We start from the raw sequence: 17,242 nt of genomic DNA, 5'->3' as shown, positions 1-17,242 counted from the left end.
CACCCTTTATATTTATTTATTCGGAAGCGTACCAAATTCTAAAATACCTTGATCAAAAACAGGAATTCTCGCTGTTTTCTGCATATTGGATGTTAATCCTTGAAAGGAATAATCATTTGAGGCATCCCATATATTCGCACCATTTGGCGCAGATAACCGGAACTGTATTTCCTTCTTATGAAGCGATTCACCTCCTGGAAAAATAGCTACGCCAGTAAAATCGATTTCTGTAAAATAGATATGGGATGATGCGTCATACACCGTTAACGGAGTTAAGGAAGCGCCTTCATTGTAAACAGCTGTCACTTGAATATCTTTATCAGTGAATCCCTTCGCAAATATCTCACTTAGATTGACATAATATCTAAAAGAAAGTGATTGACTACTTCTTGCCGGCCAGCCTGATCGATTGTATAGAATGGCTTTGATCTGAGTAGATGTTGTATCGTTACTCATGACAGCTGCCTCTACAAAAAACTCATCTTCCACTTTTTCTTTAGGCGGAAAATTCGGCAGCTTTGACTGCCCCTGACCAAACAACTGCACCATTTTGGCTACATTTCCAGTAAAGGCGGCATTATAGTCTGTTGCTACCTCGTTTGATACATAGTCAGAGATGTCATCGGTATACTGATCCTGTGCATTAGGCCCCCCAACAAGCGCTCCATAAAGCGTGTGCCGATGAGAAGAAGGAGTTGTCAGCTGATTAGACCATGAGCCATGTGCAGTTCGATGGTGTGGATGCATCGGCGGATTTTTGCCAAACCCAACGACATAGCTTCTATTTTGCGGATTATCCCCTAACATATAGTGTGTTTGCCTGATCGCAAACGTTTGGTATCGATTCTTTTTTTCTTGATCAGAGACCCAATCTGCGTACACAAACGCTAAAAATGCAGCATTTGCTGTATAACGAAGTGAACCCCATTGATCTAACCACGCTAGTCCGCCAGGCGTATAAGTGATTCTTTCTACTTTTCCATTTTGAACAAAACCCGTCGACCAGTAATCGAGATTACGCTCCGTCGATTCGATAAACCTTTTCTCCTTTGTGATTCTCGCAAGTAAAATTTGCGAAGCAAAAAAGGTATTGTCCCACGACATCGTAAACGTATAATCCCAATCCTTCGGCCATTCTTCTACTGCTTTTAGTGCTTTGTTTAAATAGGTCTGGTCATTTGTCGCCAAGTACAGCCATATTCCACCCCAAATGAGCTCATCAATATAGCCGCTCCAGGAATTATAAAATGGCTGAGCATTGGTGACACAATCTGTATACTCACCGCGATATTGGTCAGCAAATGCATAAAGCTGCTTTGCATGGGTGAGAAGCTTTGCTGCATAAGGCGCGTCTGTTTCTTTAAAAATAATTGAACCTGCTGCTAAAGCGGCTGCCGTTTGGGCGGCTACTTCTGTTCCTGGACAATGTTCATCAATTTTAAATGCTGGCCGGTTCATCGGCATCACTTCTGCTGGACCCCACCAGCCATGATCCGCGTTCCCATCGCCTACTTGTGCCCAAAATTCATTTGGACCTGTATGGGCTTTCAAAAAATAATCGGTTGCCCACTTGATTTGATCTAACATATCATCAAGCAGCTCTGCTTCTTCGTAAGCTTCTCGGTACTCATAGACTGTCCATGCAAGCACGGCTGCCGAGTAAGCCATCGGAAGCCCGAACTTCACATGATCACCAGCATCGTACCAGCCGCCTGTTAAATCATGACCAACATCTTTCCCATCCTCTAGTCCAGAATCCCCTCGCCAGTTAAGACGATTGCTTTCAGGAAGCTTTCCGGAACGCTGGGCTTCGTAAAACAAAATGGATTTTTGAAGCACCTCTACATAGTTGTAATCTGACATGTACCTACTTCTCACCCCTTCTTTTTTTAAAACGTGAAACATTGAACAAGAAATGACCACCTCCTTGTCATTCCGTACGTGTTTTGTACAGTGTTGAAAAGAATCAAGCGTGTTTCAAAAATGTGCATAGTAAACAGCCATCAGCTTGACGCTCACCGAGGGTTTTCTCCTGATTCTTCATGTGACTGTACCCAAAATGATCATATGTCGTATGAGAACATTTCAGACGGCTAAATTCTCTTTTTTGCTCTATTTGGGTAGAAAGAATGACATACAATCTCTTCTCTCAAAACACGACGTTAAATCAAGATATATGAACCAACAAGAAAATAATTCCAGTTAAAATATTTTAGTTTACATAATAATTTTATTGTATATATAAAAAGAACGCCCTTTAAGGGCGCTCTTCATTTTTCACATTAGAACAAAGAAAGCTGGTTTTGATCAGGAAGTGCTTCTAAGCAGCCTTGACGATCCAAATACTCAAGGATGGTCTTAGACACTTTTCCTCGTTTTTGTAAATCTTCTTTTGAAAGGAATTCACCATCTTGGCGTGCGCGTACAATATTTAACGCAACGTTTGTTCCGAGTCCAGGGATAGAGTTGAATGGCGGGATTAGCCCGTCTCCATCAATGATAAACTCAGTGGCACTTGATCGGTATAGGTCTACTTTTTTAAAGTGATAGCCTCTTTCACACATTTCAAGTGCAAGCTCTAGTACAGTTAATAGGTTCTTCTCTTTCGGTGATGCATCAAGACCTTTTGAGTTAATATCGTCCATGACCGCTCGAATCGCATTTGATCCTTTTGTCATCGTTTCGATATCAAAATCATCAGCACGAACGGTAAAATAAGCCGCATAGTACAGAAGTGCATGGTGCACCTTGAAATAAGCAATCCGAACGGCCATTAATACATAAGCAGCCGCATGGGCTTTAGGGAACATGTATTTAATCTTTTTACAAGAATCAATGTACCAGTTCGGTACGTTATTATTCTTCATTTCTTCTTCCCATTCAGGAGGAAGTCCCTTCCCTTTACGAACAGATTCCATGATTTTAAAGGCAAGTGACGGCTCTAAACCTTGATAAATCAGATAGACCATAATATCATCACGACAGCCAATCACTTCACTTAGTTCACACGTTTTATTATGAATCAGCTCTTGGGCATTGCCGAGCCATACATCTGTACCGTGAGATAGACCAGAGATCTGAACAAGCTCCGAGAAGGTGGTCGGTTTTGTATCCTCAAGCATCTGACGAACAAACCTTGTGCCAAACTCTGGGATCCCAAGTGTTCCCGTTTTACATCCAATTTGTTCTTCTGTGACACCGAGAGGTTCCGTTCCTTGGAAGATTTTCATGACCTCAGGATCATCTGTCGGAATCGTTTTTGGATCAATTCCGCTCAAGTCCTGAAGCATCCGAATAACCGTTGGATCATCGTGTCCAAGAATATCTAGTTTCAGCAAGTTATCATGGATTGAATGGAAATCAAAATGCGTCGTTTTCCAATCAGAACCTGTCGCATCTGCTGGATATTGAATTGGTGAGAAATCGTAAATGTCCATATAATCCGGCACGACGATAATTCCGCCTGGATGTTGGCCCGTTGTCCGTTTGACGCCCGTACAGCCCTGTACGAGCCGGTCAATTTCAGCACCTCTCATATGAAGGTTATGATCTCCTGCGTAGCCTTTTACATAACCATATGCCGTTTTTTCTGCAACGGTACCGATTGTACCTGCGCGGTATACATACTCTTCACCAAACAACTCTTTCGTATAGTTATGGGCAATCGGCTGATATTCTCCTGAGAAGTTCAAGTCGATATCGGGCACTTTATCTCCTTTAAAACCTAAGAACGTTTCAAACGGAATATCGTGTCCGTCTTTTTTATACGGCGTCCCGCATTCAGGACAGTTTTTATCAGGAAGGTCAAATCCTGAGCCAACCGATCCATCATTAAAGAACTCGGAGTGCTTGCAACTTGGACATACATAGTGCGGCGCAAGCGGGTTCACTTCTGTAATCTCTGTTAATGTCGCAACGAGAGATGAACCAACTGATCCCCTTGAACCAACTAGATATCCATCATCAAGTGATTTCTTAACAAGCTTATGAGAAATTAAATAAATAACAGCGAAACCGTGACCAATAATACTCTTTAATTCTTTCTCAATCCGGTCTTCTACAATTTTCGGTAAATCGTCACCGTAGATGCTGCGAGCCATGTTATAGCTCATTTCCCGAATTTCTTCATCTGCACCTTCGATTTTTGGTGTATAAAGATCGTCTTTGATTGGTTTAATACTTTCGACCATCTCAGATACTTTTTGCGTATTCATCACGACAATCTCTTTCGCCTTCTCGTCTCCAAGGAAAGAGAAGGCTTCTAGCATTTCATCAGTTGTTCTAAAATGAACTTTTGGCAGTTCATGACGATTAAGCGGATTCGCCCCGCCTTGTGATGAAATTAAGATTTTGCGATAAATTTTGTCTTCTGGATGCAGGTAGTGCACATTTCCAGTCGCCACGACTGGTTTATTCAGTTTTTCACCAAGTTTCACAATGTTTGTGATGATCTCTTTTAATGCACGTTCATCCCGAACAAGCTCCAGCTGGAGTAAATGCTGATACACTTCTGGCGGATGAACTTCTAAATAGTCGTAAAATGCGGCAATGTCTTCTACCTCATCAGGTGACTTCTGCATCATCCCTTCAAACACTTCACCCTTATCACAAGCAGACCCAACAATTAAACCTTCTCGATATTTCTCAAGCTGTGAGCGCGGGATGCGCGGCACGCGGTAGAAATAATGAATATGAGAAAGTGAAACAAGCTTAAATAAATTCTTTAGACCCGTCTCATTTTGTGCAATCACGGTTGCATGGTAAGGACGTGAGCGCTGATACGCATTGGACTGCCCCATGTTTTCATTTAATTGATCGTGGTAGGCAATCTCTTTTTCAGCCGCATCTTTTAGCATCTTCAGCATGAGGTAACCAGTTGCTTCTGCATCATAAATCGCCCGGTGATGCTGCGTGAGTTCAATATCGAACTTTTTACACAGCGTGTTCAGCCGGTGATTTTTAAATTCAGGATAAAGGAATCGGCCGAGTTCTAGTGTATCAATGACAGGGTTTGACGCTTTATCTGTTTTTAACAGTCGCTTATATGCTGCATTTAAAAAGCCCATATCAAAACTCGCATTGTGAGCAACAAGGATATCTTGTCCAATCCACTCTTTGAAATCCCGAACAACATCGACCACATCTGGTGCATTTCTCACCATATCATCCGTGATACCGGTTAGTTCAATGGTTGTGGCTGATAATGGATGATGAGGGTTTGCAAATGCCTCAAAGCGGTCAATGATTTCCCCGCCTTTGATTTTCACGGCTGCAAGCTCAATGATCGTATCATACACAGCAGAGAGTCCTGTTGTCTCAACATCAAATACGACAAACGTCGCATCTTCTAACAAGCGGTGCTCTGGATTATACGCAATCGGTACCCCGTCGTCGACTAAATTGATTTCCACCCCGTACATCATTTTGATGCCATGCTTTTTACTTGCTGCATACGCATCTGGAAAGGATTGTACAACGGCGTGATCTGTCAGGGCAATGGCCTCATGCCCCCATTTTTTTGCTTGTTCAACAAGTTTACCGATGCCAGTGACAGCATCCATCTGGCTCATTGGCGAATGCAAATGAAGCTCAACACGCTTTTCTCCCTCTGGTGCAGTATCTTCTTTCAGCTGAGGTTTCATTTCATTGACGTCATTTGCGATCATGACAAGATCTCTCACAAACGTATCGTTTTGAATGCTTCCTCTTGCTTTGACCCACATCCCTTTTTTCAAGGATTTCATGAGCTGAGCATCTTCTTTTTCTCTCGCAAACATTTTGATCAAAATACTATTCGTATAATCGGTAATTTTAAAGATACAAAGGGTTCTGCCGCTTTTTAGTTCGCGCGTTTCTGCATCAAACACGTACCCTTGGACGGTGATTCGTCTTTCTTCGTCCATAATACTATCAAGCGTACGTATTTCTTCATTGTCTTTGATTTGATAGCCAATCATCAGAGGGCCAGAAGGAGCTTCCTCTTGATCCTCACTTTCCTTCTTCTCCATCTCAACAAGGGCTTGCATGGCTCTTTCTTGATCTTCAGCAAGTTTTTGTTCTCTGAACTTCTGAATCTCTTGATCTGATACAAAAATTTCTGTATCAAATTGAAGTTCTGGAAAACCAACTTGTTTAAATGCAGCCTGAAGCATTGGGCTATATTTCTTCTTGATGGCCAGAGCCTCAGTTTCGCTTTTTGTTTTGATGATGATCTTATGTCCAGACAGCGCTGGTTTTTGCTGTTGAAGCAAGCTGATGATTGGGGGAGAAATTCCTTGAAGCTCTTCCACACAATGGGACCAATACGATTGAACGAGCTCTTCAGATATGTGCGGATCATTGACTTCAATCGTACAAGTGACTTGTGCGATATGAGAAAATGCATTTGTCAGCCTGCTTAAAAACATTGCATATACTTGGTAAGGCAAAAGCGCCTTAAATTTAAAATGGAAATGCCATGTTTTTGCCGCCTTATGCACCGTCAATTTGACGATCTCGCCTTCTTCAAAGTAACGACTGAGGTCATCATCTGTCATTTGAATCTGATTGAGTAATATATGAAATTGCCGCCGGGTAATCGGTAATTGTTCATCCAAGACAGGACCCTCCTTTTGTAAATCAGAAAGGTACCTCTTTTTTGCAGGAGGTACCTTCATTTTTTTGTTCGTTTTTTATGCTTGGCGTATAAATGAAATCAGTTCATCAACAGATACTTCGTGTGATTCACCTGATTTTCTGAATTTCACTTCGACAATACCTTCTTCTGAACGTTTCCCGCAGCTAATGCGAATTGGCAGTCCAATTAAGTCACTGTCGGCAAATTTGACGCCTGCACGCTCTTGGCGGTCATCGAAAAGGACTTCATAGCCCTCTTCCTGTAAACGCTCATACAGCGTTTCAGCCAGTTCCTTTTGTGCATCGTTTTTCATATTTAAGGCAAGTAGATGAAGATCATATGGCGCAACTGTTTCTGGCCAAATAATCCCCTTGTCATCATGATGCTGTTCAACAATCGCAGAAAGGGTTCTAGAAATTCCGATGCCATAGCAGCCCATGATCATTGGCTGCGCACGTCCATTTTCATCGAGGTATGTTGCATCCATTGCCTCTGAATAACGCGTGCCTAGCTTAAAGACTTGTCCTACTTCAATTCCTTTTGCGAACTGGATCGTGCCTTCTCCATCTGGAGAAACGTCCCCTTCTTGAATCAAGCGAAGATCTGTATATTCCTTCACTGACAGATCACGAGCAGGATTAACATTGACATAGTGATAATCCGATTCATTTGCACCTGCAACTGCATTTGTCATTCCTTTTACAGCGTGGTCTGCATAAATCGTTACTTCCGCTTCAAGCTTCACTGGTCCAACAAATCCTGGTTCTGTTCCGATCACGTCTAGTACTTCCTCACGTGAAGCAAGCTCTACAAGCTGTGCTCCAACTAAGTTTTTCACTTTCACATCATTTACTTCATGATCGCCTCTTGTCAGGACAAGTACATACGCATCATCCGCTTTAAACAAGACAGATTTGATACATGTAGAAGGAGCCACTTCAAAGAATGACGCAACATCTTGTATCGTCTTCACCTGCGGCGTGTGTACTTTCTCGAGTTCTTTGAAGTCCGCAGGGTTTGCTTCTTCTCCGTGATACACAGCCTCAGCCATTTCAATGTTCGCAGCGTAGGAAGATGTGTCAGAGTATGCGATTGTATCTTCTCCTACTTCTGACAGTGCCATAAACTCATGTGTATCTTTTCCTCCCATTGCCCCAGAATCGGCAATGACTGGTCTAAAGTTAAGGCCTACTTTTGAAAAGACATTCGAGTAAGCTGTAAACATTTTGTTGTATGTGTCATCAAGGCTCTCTGGTGAAGAGTGGAATGAATAGGCGTCCTTCATAATAAATTCACGTCCGCGCAATAACCCAAAGCGAGGTCTTTGTTCATCACGGAATTTAGATTGGATTTGATACAGTGTCAAAGGAAGCTTTTTATACGATTTGACTTCACTGCGTACGAGTGATGTGATCACTTCTTCGTGTGTTGGGCCAAGTGCAAACTCGCGGCCGTGGCGATCTTTCATACGCATGAGTTCTGGACCGTATGTATACCATCTTCCTGACTCTTGCCACATTTCTGCTTGCTGCAGCACTGGCATTAACAGCTCAGCTGCTCCCGCCTTTTCCATTTCCTTGCGAACAATGGCTTGAATGTGCTGAATCACTTTATGTGCTAGCGGCAAATAATGATAGATACCGCTCGTGTTTTGTCTAATAAATCCAGCTCTTACTAATAGCTGATGACTTTTTGCCTCAGCATCTGCCGGCACCTCTCGAAGAGTTGGAATGAAAGTCAGGGATTGTCTCATGTCGTTACACCTCATTTAAGAAATAGGACTTCTCACAAAAACTCTTGTTTCCCATAATGAGAAACAAGAGACAATGGTTTTTATAAAAATAATCGCTGGATGTCATTCCATGTCACTACTAGCATTAATAGCATGAGGAACGCAACACCAATGAAGACAACAAGTGCCTCTTTCTCACGATTAATTGGTTTGCCGCGAATGGCTTCAACGAATAGGAAAAGTAATCTTCCTCCGTCTAATGCAGGAATCGGTAATAAATTCACGATCCCTAAGTTGATACTAAGAAACGCAGCAAACTGCATTAATGTTAACACACCTTGTTTCGCTACTTCTCCTGTCATGTCATATATTCCAACAGGACCTGCAAGCATATCTAATGAAAATTGTCCTGTGACAATCTTTTGCAAGTTCGTTAAGATGAGACCTGCTGTTGATATCACTGTCGTTCCTGAGGATGAGATGACTTTGAGAAAGCCATTTTCTGTTGGCGGGTAAGAGCCAAAACGGCCAATGGTTTTTCCTTCGGCCTTCACAGCTTCCGGTACAACTTGGATGGTGCTTTCTTTGCCATCTCGGTCAATGACGACATTCATTTTTTTATCTGGGTTCTTTTGAACCGTTTGAACAACGTCTGTCCAAGAATTCATTTTATCCCCGTTAATTGAAACGATATGATCTCCCTGCATAAGCCCAGCTTGCGCTGCCCGGCCGTCTTTTGTCAGCTTACCAAGTACAGGATCATCCACGGTTACACCTTGAATAAATCCTAAAGCCACTAGAATCACATATGCCAGGATAAAGTTCATAATCGGTCCAGCTGCAATGGCTTTAATACGCTGCCATACTGTTTTTGAACCAAACTGACGGTTGTATGGCGCAATTTGAATTTCTTCACCATCTGCAATATAGAAGCTTGTTTGGCTTACATTGTAGCCAGTCAGAATGTCTTCATTTCCAGCCTCATATCCTGAAATTCTCATCGCATGATCTAAATCAATTTGTTCAACTTCAATGACAAGTGCATCAGGATATTTCTCTTTATCATTTAAAATGATTTTTTCTACTTCATTTTGCTCATTGAATAAGAGCCCCACTGTATGACCCGGTTTAATTTCAATGACTTCAGGGTCTTCTCCAGCCATTTTAACAAATCCACCGATTGGCAGAAGTCTGATGGTATAGACGGTTTCTTTTCGTTTAAAGGAGAAAATCTTCGGTCCAAAACCAATTGCGAACTCGCGGCATAAAATGCCTGCGCGCTGCGCCATAATTAAATGGCCAAGCTCGTGGAAAAAAACGAGCGTTCCAAAAATAATAATAAACGCAATCACTGTATTCACGAACATACCACCTTATGCGAGGATTGATTGAACAAAGTCTCGTGTATCTTTGTCCACTTCATGGATATCTTGCAAACTAGGCGTTGAAATCACATGATGTCTGTTCAGTGCCTTTTCAATCAATTCTTCAATTTGCAGGAACGTTACTTTGCCTTTTAAAAATGCATCAACAGCTATTTCATTGGCTGCATTAAGCACAGTAGGCATTGTCCCTCCTATTTTACCTGATTCATAAGCAAAATGTAAGCAGCGATACCTGTCAAAATCCGCTTTTTGGAAATTTAATTGTCCAATCTCCCAAAGGTTTAATGATTTCGCTTCTTTTAATGGCGCTCTATCAGGATAAGTGAGCGCGTATTGAATCGGAACCCTCATGTCAGGTGTACCTAACTGAGCCATGACACTTTTGTCATGGAATTCCACCATGGAATGGATGATGCTCTCTTTATGTAACAGCACATCAATTTGATCGTATGGGATATCAAACAGCCAATGCGCCTCAATCACCTCAAGCCCCTTATTCATCATGGTCGCTGAATCGATCGTGATTTTTGCGCCCATGGACCAGTTCGGATGATTCAGCGCTTCTTCAACCGTTACACCCTCAAGCTCCGTGCGTTTTTTATCTCGGAAACTGCCGCCTGAAGCTGTGACGATTAAGCGTTCAATGTTTTTAGCTTGTTCACCTTGCAGGGATTGAAAAATAGCGGAGTGTTCACTATCGACAGGAAGTAAAGGCACGTCATACTTTTTGGCGTACTCTTTTACTATATGACCAGCTGTCACAAGTGTTTCCTTATTTGCAAGTGCGATCGTCTTTTTTTGTTCAATGGCTTTTAATGTCGGCACAAGTCCGACACTTCCTACCAGTGCATTGACCACAACATCCACTGCATCATAGGTCGCTGCTTCGATGTTCGCTTCATCACCCGCAGCCATTTTGATATCGTATTGAAATGAATGACCTTTTAACGTGCGATAGGTCGCTTCGTCTACACATCCAACAAATTCAGGCTGAAATTGTTCAATGATAGGGATGGCCTTGTCTATATTTCTGCCAAACGTCATCGCTTTCAACTTGAATTTGTCTGGATGCTGCCTGATCACATCTAATGTTTGTTCTCCAATTGATCCTGTTGCGCCTAATAGCGAAATATATTTCAAATTGCCACTCCTTCTCTCGTTCAATTAGTTTCTATGAGGTTAGCTAGCAAACGTGGCCAGCAATAAATATAAAAACGGCAGAACGAATAAAAAGCTGTCAAACCTGTCCAAAATTCCGCCATGACCTGGGAGTATTGTCCCTGAATCCTTCACATGGTAATGACGCTTTAAAGCAGATTCCACAAGGTCGCCAAGCTGTCCAAAAATACTGAGCAAAAGAGTAATAAACATAACAAGCAGATATGATGGCAAAAATCCTGTAACCGCCTGGAACACAAGTGACAGCACGACCGCTGTGACGATTCCGCCGATAAATCCTTCTACTGTTTTGTTTGGGCTGATCTCTGGCCAAAGCTTTCGTTTCCCCATAGATTTCCCAATAAAATAGGCACCTGAGTCAGTGGACCAAATAATCACCGCTGCGAAGAAGATCGCACTCATGCCATACAAGCCTCTAATTTGAATAAAATAATAGAAACTAACGCCAATATATAATGTGGCTAATATAACAAAAGCAACCTCATCGAATGTGAAAGAGTTTTTGCTCAGAACTGTATAAGTTAAAAGGATTAAGACTGCAAATAAAGCAATCTGCATTTTTGATGCGTCTACGTTCGGGAAGAAGCTATTTTCTCCGCCCATTAAAAGCCAAAGCAATATTAAGCTGACAATGCCAGGAAAGCTGAAAATCGAAATCTTTTTCATTCTAAGAAGCTCAAAGAGAGCGACACTTCCCATTAAATAAATCAGCAGGGTAAATGGCATTTGTCCATAAATCACTGCAAGTAAAAACACTGCAGCTGCCAGAACACCCGTCAAAATTCTTTGTTTCATCTGCACCACCCTCTAAATTCCACCGAACCTCCGGCCGCGGCGCTGGTACTCTCCGATAGCGCCTATGAGGTGCTCATCAGAAAAGTCAGGCCAAAGCACATCCGTAAAGACAAACTCGCTGTATGCAATTTGCCAAAGCATAAAGTTGCTTAATCTAATTTCTCCACTCGTGCGAATAAGCAAATCCGGATCTTGAAGAGATTCTGTCATTAAATAAGCTGAAAACATCTCTTCTGTGATGTCTTCTGCTCGAAGCTTGCCTTCTTTGACTTTTTCAGAAATTTGTCTGCATGCAGAAATAATTTCTGTCCGTCCTCCATAATTGAGCGCAAAATTTAAAATGAGTCCGTCATTATTCGCCGTACTCTTCACTGCGTTCTCTACCGCTTTTTTCGTATGCTGCGGGAGGCCGTCTGGATCACCTGTTAAACGTACACGGACATTTTCCTCGATGAGTTCAGGCAGATAGATGTTTAGAAACTCTTCAGGAAGCTTCATTAAAAAGTCTACTTCTAGTTTTGGACGTTTCCAATTTTCTGTAGAGAAAGCATACAAAGTCAGCACTTTGACATTCAGCTCATTTGCAAGCTTGGTCATGCGCTTGACAACTTTCATTCCTTCATGATGTCCTGCTACCCGTGGAAGCGCACGTTTCTTCGCCCATCTTCCATTCCCATCCATGATAATGGCGATATGTTCAGGAATTTCTCCATTTAATATGTCTTCTTTTGTCAGGCTTTCTAAGTTGGAAGCTGCTGTTTGCTGATTCTTCCAATTTTTGAGTATATTGAGCATGAGATTCCTCCATCACCCAAAAAGGTTGCGTTCCCGCTAATAATATAGTCCTCAACAGTATTAACAAAAAAACCCCCTGTAAACATGAAGAGGGTCTTTTCACTATTATCTATTGTACATAGTTTTTTCTTAAACTTCCATGATTTCTTTTTCTTTATCTTTTGTCACTTCATCAATTTTAGCGACATATTCATCTGTCAATTTTTGAACATCCTCTGTAGATGATCTTAATTCATCTTCAGTGATCTCCCCATTTTTCTCTAGCTTTTTCAATTCATCATTTGCATCACGACGAACGTTACGAACAGCTACTTTTGCTTCTTCTGAGTATTTTCTCACAACTTTTACAAGTTCTTTACGTCTTTCTTCTGTTAGTGCTGGGATCGCAATACGGATCACGTTTCCGTCACTTGTTGGTGTGATACCAAGATCAGACTTTTGGATCGCCTTTTCGATATCACCGATCGCTGTTTTATCGTAAGGTGTGATAATCAGCATACGTGCTTCTGGCACTGTAATTGACGCAATTTGGTTTAGTGGTGTTTCCGCACCATAGTAATCCACTGTTACTTTGTCTAAAAGGGAAGCATTAGCTCTGCCTGCACGGACAGTTGCTAGTTCACGTCCGTATGCTTGAACGGCTTTTTCCATTTTTTCTTTTGTTTGGTTCAACACTTCTTTTGACACGTTATTTCCCCCTCACGATCGTTCCGATTGATTCGCCATTGACGGCACGTTTAATATTTCCTTCTTCCATAATAGAGAAGACGATTAATGGAATGTCATTGTCCATACATAATGAGGACGCAGTAGAATCCATTACAGCAAGCCCTTCTTTTAGTACATCAAGATATGAAAGCTTATCATATTTTACTGCATCCGCATCTGTACGAGGATCAGCACTGTAGACACCGTCTACATTGTTTTTCGCCATTAAAATGACATCTGCTTCAATTTCAGCTGCACGAAGTGCTGCTGTTGTATCAGTAGAGAAATAAGGGTTACCAGTACCTGCAGCAAAAATCACGACACGTTTCTTCTCAAGGTGACGGATCGCTTTTCTTCTTATGTATGGCTCTGCAACCTGTCTCATTTCGATAGAGGTTTGTACTCTAGACTGAATGCCAAGCGTTTCTAGGCTGTCTTGTAATGCCAATGAATTCATCACTGTTGCAAGCATCCCCATATAGTCTGCTGTTGCCCGGTCCATTCCTAAGTCACTGCCTGTCTTACCACGCCAAAGGTTTCCTCCACCTACAACGACTGCAACTTCAACATCAAGTTCTGCAATTTCTTTTACTTGCTTTGCAATTGATTGAATGACAGTTGGGTTAATTCCATTTCCAGCATCACCAGCTAGTGCTTCTCCACTTAGCTTCAGTACAATGCGATTATATTTCGGTTTGCTCATGATAACCTCCAAGTGTAAACTATACCGTCTCTTATTATGCGTAAGAAACCGCCTTTTGTAAATCAATATCCTCTAAAAAATAGGGAACACAGTGCTTGTGCTCCCTAAAAAAGCCCCAGAGAGCTTTTCAAACATTATTTTTTCACTTGGCTCATGACTTCTTCAGCAAAGTTGTCTTGACGTTTTTCGATACCTTCGCCCACTTCATAGCGAACATAAGTTTGAACAGTTGCGTTTTTCGCACCTACAACTTGTTTCACTTTTTCATCTGGGTTTTTAACGAATGCTTGGTCAAGTAAGCAAATTTCTTCGAAGAATTTGTTTAGACGGCCTTCTACCATTTTAGCAACGATATTTTCAGGCTTTCCTTCTTGAAGCGCTTGTTGTGTTAATACTTCACGCTCACGGTTTGCTTCTTCTTCAGACACTTGGTCACGAGAAATGTATTTAGGGTTTACAGCAGCAACGTGCATTGCGATGTCTCTCGCAAGCTCTTCATCAGTTGTTCCGTTAAGAACCGCTAATACACCGATGCGTCCGCCCATGTGTAAGTAAGAACCGAATGCAGCGTTATCTTCTTTTGTGATGACTGAGAAACGGCGCAGCGTAATTTTTTCTCCGATTTTCGCAATTGCAGAAGTAATATGTTCTTCAACTGTTGAACCATTTTCCATTTTAGAAGCATGTGCTTCTTCAATTGTTGCAGGTTTCGCAGCAAGTAAATGATCAGCAAGTTCGTTAAGAAGATTTTGGAATCCTTCGTTTTTCGCAACGAAATCAGTCTCAGAGTTCACTTCTAGGATAACGCCAGTGTTGCCGTCAGTTTTAATAAGAGTTAATCCTTCTGCCGCAATACGGTCTGCTTTTTTCGCAGCTTTTGCGATCCCTTTTTCTCTTAGAAGATCGATTGCTTTGTCGATGTCACCATCAGTTTCTGTTAACGCTTTTTTACAGTCCATCATACCTGCACCAGTTTTTTGACGCAGTTCTTTTACTAATTGAGCAGTAATTGCCATTTTACATTTCCTCCTTCTATGTTAAAACACGGATTACTAGGTGAAAAAAAGGTGATAAAAGGCAGTTCCCTCTTATCACCTTTTGAATAGGTTACGCAGTTGTTGTTTCAGTTTCTGTCGTTTCTTCTACAACAGCTTCTTCTTCGCCTTGTTTAGACTCAAGAATCGCATCTGCCATTTTAGCAGTTAGAAGTTTTACAGCACGGATTGCATCATCGTTTGCAGGGATCACAACATCAATTTCGTCTGGATCACAGTTTGTGTCAACGATACCGATAATTGGGATATTCAATTTACGAGCTTCTGCAACTGCAATACGCTCTTTACGAGGGTCGATAATGAAAAGTGCATCTGGAAGACCCTTCATGTCTTTGATTCCGCCTAGGAATTTTTCAAGACGTTCTAATTCTTTTTTCAGTTGAACGACTTCTTTCTTAGGAAGAACTTCGAACGTACCGTTTTCTTGCATTTTTTCGATATCTTTTAAACGTTTGATACGTTTTTGGATTGTTTCAAAGTTTGTTAACGTTCCACCAAGCCAGCGTTGGTTTACATAGTACATACCAGAACGGATTGCTTCTTCTTTCACTGAATCTTGTGCTTGCTTTTTCGTACCAACGAAAAGGATTTTTCCTCCGTCAGCAGCAAGGTTTTTCGTGAAGTTGTAAGCTTCCTCTACTTTTTTCACCGTTTTTTGAAGATCGATGATGTAGATACCGTTACGCTCTGTAAAGATGTAACGCTTCATTTTTGGGTTCCAACGGCGTGTTTGGTGACCGAAGTGAACACCAGCTTCTAGCAATTGTTTCATAGAAATAACTGACATGTTGTTGCCTCCTAATATAATGGTTTTTTTTCCTCCGCTTAAGTCATGTTCACATAAAACTGCGCCACGGCAGCACCTTCATACGAATCATTAAGCGTGTGTATTTAACACCAAGAAATAATATAACACATGATGGACTGACAATCAAGAATCCTTTACAGCTTTCCGCTAAATTTTAATAAAAGCTCGATTTCTGTCTTGCCCGTTTTTAATTCTTTCGCTATTTCTTCTAATGATTGCCCTTGATCATATAAGGCCTTTACTTGATCCTCAAATGTTTCTTCTATTTCACTTTCAGAAGGCGCAGAAGCTTCTGTTTCGAGACTTGAAACGGGTTCGTTTACCTTCTCTTCCTGCACCTCAACTTCGCTAAGGAGAGCCGACAGGTGCTCTGGAACTGGATCTTCACTTTCTACCGATTGCAGGGATTCAATTGGTGGTTGTGGCTGCTTTGGTGTCTGAAGATCCGATTTCAGCTCTTCAGCAGAAAAATCAGGGGAAGTGGCTGCAGCTTTTGATAGTTTTTCATTCTCTTCTTTGACTTCCATCAAAAATGCAGCCAGGGTATTTTCCGTTTCTTCTAAAAGCTCTCGCTGCTTTTGTTCTGTTGCCTTCAGCGAATTCATTCTCGTGTATAAAATGATCACAAAATAAATAAGTGCAGCATGAAGCATAAAGCTAATCAGCCATAGCATATTTTTTCACTCACTAACTCTTTAAGATTGAATGGCTTTATCAAGCAGATGCTTAAGCTTGAACAATGCCTTTGAATGAATTTGCGAAATGCGGGAGGTCGATAAATTAAGCACTTGACCAATTTCCGTTAACGTCAATTCCTCTTTATAGAAAAGACTTATCACAAGCTTTTCTTTTTCCGAAAGCTCTGTCATTTTTTCGGCAAGCTGTTCAATTAATTCATCTTTCAGCATTTTTTCTTCAGGTGTCACAGTCTTTTCGTCGCGAATCATGACTTGAACGTTTTCTCCGTCTTCTTGATCATGCAGCTTCTCATCAATCGAGAGCAAATTCGCAAAGAACCCTTCATTCATCGTTGTGACCACATCTTGTTCACTCATGCCGAGTTCTTCAGCAACCTCTGTTGGTGTCACATTTCGTAAATATCGCTGTTCAAGCTTTTCAATTGCCGCTTCTACTTTTTTTGTTTTTTCTCTTGATGTACGAGGCAGCCAGTCCTCTTTACGAAGACCGTCGATGATGGCCCCGCGAATTCTGAAGGATGCATATGTATCAAACTTCAGATCTCTTCCGGGGTCAAATTTTTCAAGGGCATCATATAAACCGAGCATCCCTAGACTGATCAAGTCTTCTTTATGCACTGACTTCGGGAGACCGATGGAAATTCTTCCAACATGATATGTGACGAGCGGCATATAGCGGCGCATAAGATCATCTCCAGCAGCTGGGTCCTTCCACTCTTTCCATCTAGCCCATAGCGCCTGATCTTCGTAATTTAAGGATTGCATCTT

Annotated in this window: 13 protein-coding genes; all 13 read right to left on the bottom strand. The window is 41.6% G+C overall.

Features of this window, described 5'->3' with window-relative positions:
- Nucleotides 1–12: 12 nt before the first annotated feature.
- The 13 genes from LCD32_RS07745 to LCD32_RS07685 all read right to left on the bottom strand — a co-directional run bounded on the left by LCD32_RS07745 (nucleotide 13) and on the right by LCD32_RS07685 (nucleotide 17,239).
- Nucleotides 13–1,905 (bottom strand): glycoside hydrolase family 9 protein, encoded by a 1,893-nt coding sequence (locus LCD32_RS07745; protein ID WP_017359075.1) that lies wholly within the window; start codon nucleotides 1,903–1,905, stop codon nucleotides 13–15.
- 377 nt (nucleotides 1,906–2,282) lie between these two features.
- Nucleotides 2,283–6,596 carry a PolC-type DNA polymerase III gene (locus LCD32_RS07740; protein ID WP_224563404.1) on the bottom strand — a complete coding sequence of 1,438 codons (4,314 nt, stop codon included), beginning with the start codon at nucleotides 6,594–6,596 and terminating at the stop codon, nucleotides 2,283–2,285.
- Between the two features lie 75 nt (nucleotides 6,597–6,671).
- Nucleotides 6,672–8,369 carry a proline--tRNA ligase gene (locus tag LCD32_RS07735; protein ID WP_224563401.1) on the bottom strand — a complete coding sequence of 566 codons (1,698 nt, stop codon included), beginning with the start codon at nucleotides 8,367–8,369 and terminating at the stop codon, nucleotides 6,672–6,674.
- A gap of 80 nt (nucleotides 8,370–8,449) precedes the next feature.
- A complete protein-coding gene (gene rseP, locus LCD32_RS07730) occupies nucleotides 8,450–9,715 on the bottom strand; it encodes an RIP metalloprotease RseP (RefSeq protein WP_007499546.1) in 1,266 nt (421 codons plus the stop codon).
- 6 nt (nucleotides 9,716–9,721) lie between these two features.
- Nucleotides 9,722–10,873, bottom strand: coding sequence for a 1-deoxy-D-xylulose-5-phosphate reductoisomerase (dxr, locus tag LCD32_RS07725; protein ID WP_025207336.1), 1,152 nt, complete (start codon nucleotides 10,871–10,873; stop codon nucleotides 9,722–9,724).
- A 39-nt stretch (nucleotides 10,874–10,912) separates the two neighbouring features.
- Nucleotides 10,913–11,707 (bottom strand): phosphatidate cytidylyltransferase, encoded by a 795-nt coding sequence (locus LCD32_RS07720; RefSeq protein WP_007499550.1) that lies wholly within the window; start codon nucleotides 11,705–11,707, stop codon nucleotides 10,913–10,915.
- 12 nt (nucleotides 11,708–11,719) lie between these two features.
- Nucleotides 11,720–12,502: an isoprenyl transferase gene (locus tag LCD32_RS07715; RefSeq protein ID WP_007499552.1), complete on the bottom strand. Its 783-nt coding sequence runs from the start codon at nucleotides 12,500–12,502 to the stop codon at nucleotides 11,720–11,722.
- 129 nt (nucleotides 12,503–12,631) lie between these two features.
- Nucleotides 12,632–13,189 (bottom strand): ribosome recycling factor, encoded by a 558-nt coding sequence (gene frr, locus LCD32_RS07710; protein WP_224563398.1) that lies wholly within the window; start codon nucleotides 13,187–13,189, stop codon nucleotides 12,632–12,634.
- 1 nt (nucleotide 13,190) lies between these two features.
- Entirely contained in the window at nucleotides 13,191–13,913 is a 723-nt protein-coding gene (gene pyrH, locus LCD32_RS07705) for a UMP kinase (protein WP_008344767.1), read from the bottom strand.
- Nucleotides 13,914–14,047: 134 nt separating this feature from the next.
- On the bottom strand, nucleotides 14,048–14,929 hold the full coding sequence (tsf, locus tag LCD32_RS07700) for a translation elongation factor Ts (protein ID WP_007499558.1): 882 nt from the start codon (nucleotides 14,927–14,929) through the stop codon (nucleotides 14,048–14,050).
- 91 nt (nucleotides 14,930–15,020) lie between these two features.
- The gene (gene rpsB, locus LCD32_RS07695; protein WP_025207335.1) at nucleotides 15,021–15,755 is read right to left on the bottom strand and encodes a 30S ribosomal protein S2; all 735 of its coding nucleotides are present in this window, start codon (nucleotides 15,753–15,755) and stop codon (nucleotides 15,021–15,023) included.
- Nucleotides 15,756–15,910: 155 nt separating this feature from the next.
- Entirely contained in the window at nucleotides 15,911–16,450 is a 540-nt protein-coding gene (locus LCD32_RS07690; RefSeq protein ID WP_224563395.1) for a Swarming motility protein SwrB, read from the bottom strand.
- A 21-nt stretch (nucleotides 16,451–16,471) separates the two neighbouring features.
- The gene (locus tag LCD32_RS07685) at nucleotides 16,472–17,239 is read right to left on the bottom strand and encodes a FliA/WhiG family RNA polymerase sigma factor (protein WP_007499565.1); all 768 of its coding nucleotides are present in this window, start codon (nucleotides 17,237–17,239) and stop codon (nucleotides 16,472–16,474) included.
- Between the last annotated feature and the right edge of the window lie 3 nt (nucleotides 17,240–17,242).

This window comes from Bacillus sp. RSS_NA_20 (assembly GCF_020165915.1).
GTDB classification, from domain to species: domain Bacteria; phylum Bacillota; class Bacilli; order Bacillales; family Bacillaceae; genus Bacillus; species Bacillus altitudinis.
The sequence above is the reverse complement of the archived record's forward strand: the minus strand, read 5'-3'. Positions and strand labels throughout refer to the sequence as shown.

Excerpts from the sequence above, each read along its gene's own strand:
- LCD32_RS07685 (WP_007499565.1), bottom strand. The coding sequence starts at position 17,239 with ATGCAATCCTTAAATTACGAAGATCAGGCGCTATGGGCTAGATGGAAA.
- LCD32_RS07720 (WP_007499550.1), bottom strand. The coding sequence starts at position 11,707 with ATGAAACAAAGAATTTTGACGGGTGTTCTGGCAGCTGCAGTGTTTTTA.
- LCD32_RS07735 (WP_224563401.1), bottom strand. The coding sequence starts at position 8,369 with ATGAGACAATCCCTGACTTTCATTCCAACTCTTCGAGAGGTGCCGGCA.
- rpsB (WP_025207335.1), bottom strand. The coding sequence starts at position 15,755 with ATGTCAGTTATTTCTATGAAACAATTGCTAGAAGCTGGTGTTCACTTC.
- LCD32_RS07690 (WP_224563395.1), bottom strand. The coding sequence starts at position 16,450 with ATGCTATGGCTGATTAGCTTTATGCTTCATGCTGCACTTATTTATTTT.
- LCD32_RS07745 (WP_017359075.1), bottom strand. The coding sequence starts at position 1,905 with ATGTTTCACGTTTTAAAAAAAGAAGGGGTGAGAAGTAGGTACATGTCA.
- rseP (WP_007499546.1), bottom strand. The coding sequence starts at position 9,715 with ATGTTCGTGAATACAGTGATTGCGTTTATTATTATTTTTGGAACGCTC.
- pyrH (WP_008344767.1), bottom strand. The coding sequence starts at position 13,913 with ATGAGCAAACCGAAATATAATCGCATTGTACTGAAGCTAAGTGGAGAA.
- LCD32_RS07715 (WP_007499552.1), bottom strand. The coding sequence starts at position 12,502 with ATGCTCAATATACTCAAAAATTGGAAGAATCAGCAAACAGCAGCTTCC.
- tsf (WP_007499558.1), bottom strand. The coding sequence starts at position 14,929 with ATGGCAATTACTGCTCAATTAGTAAAAGAACTGCGTCAAAAAACTGGT.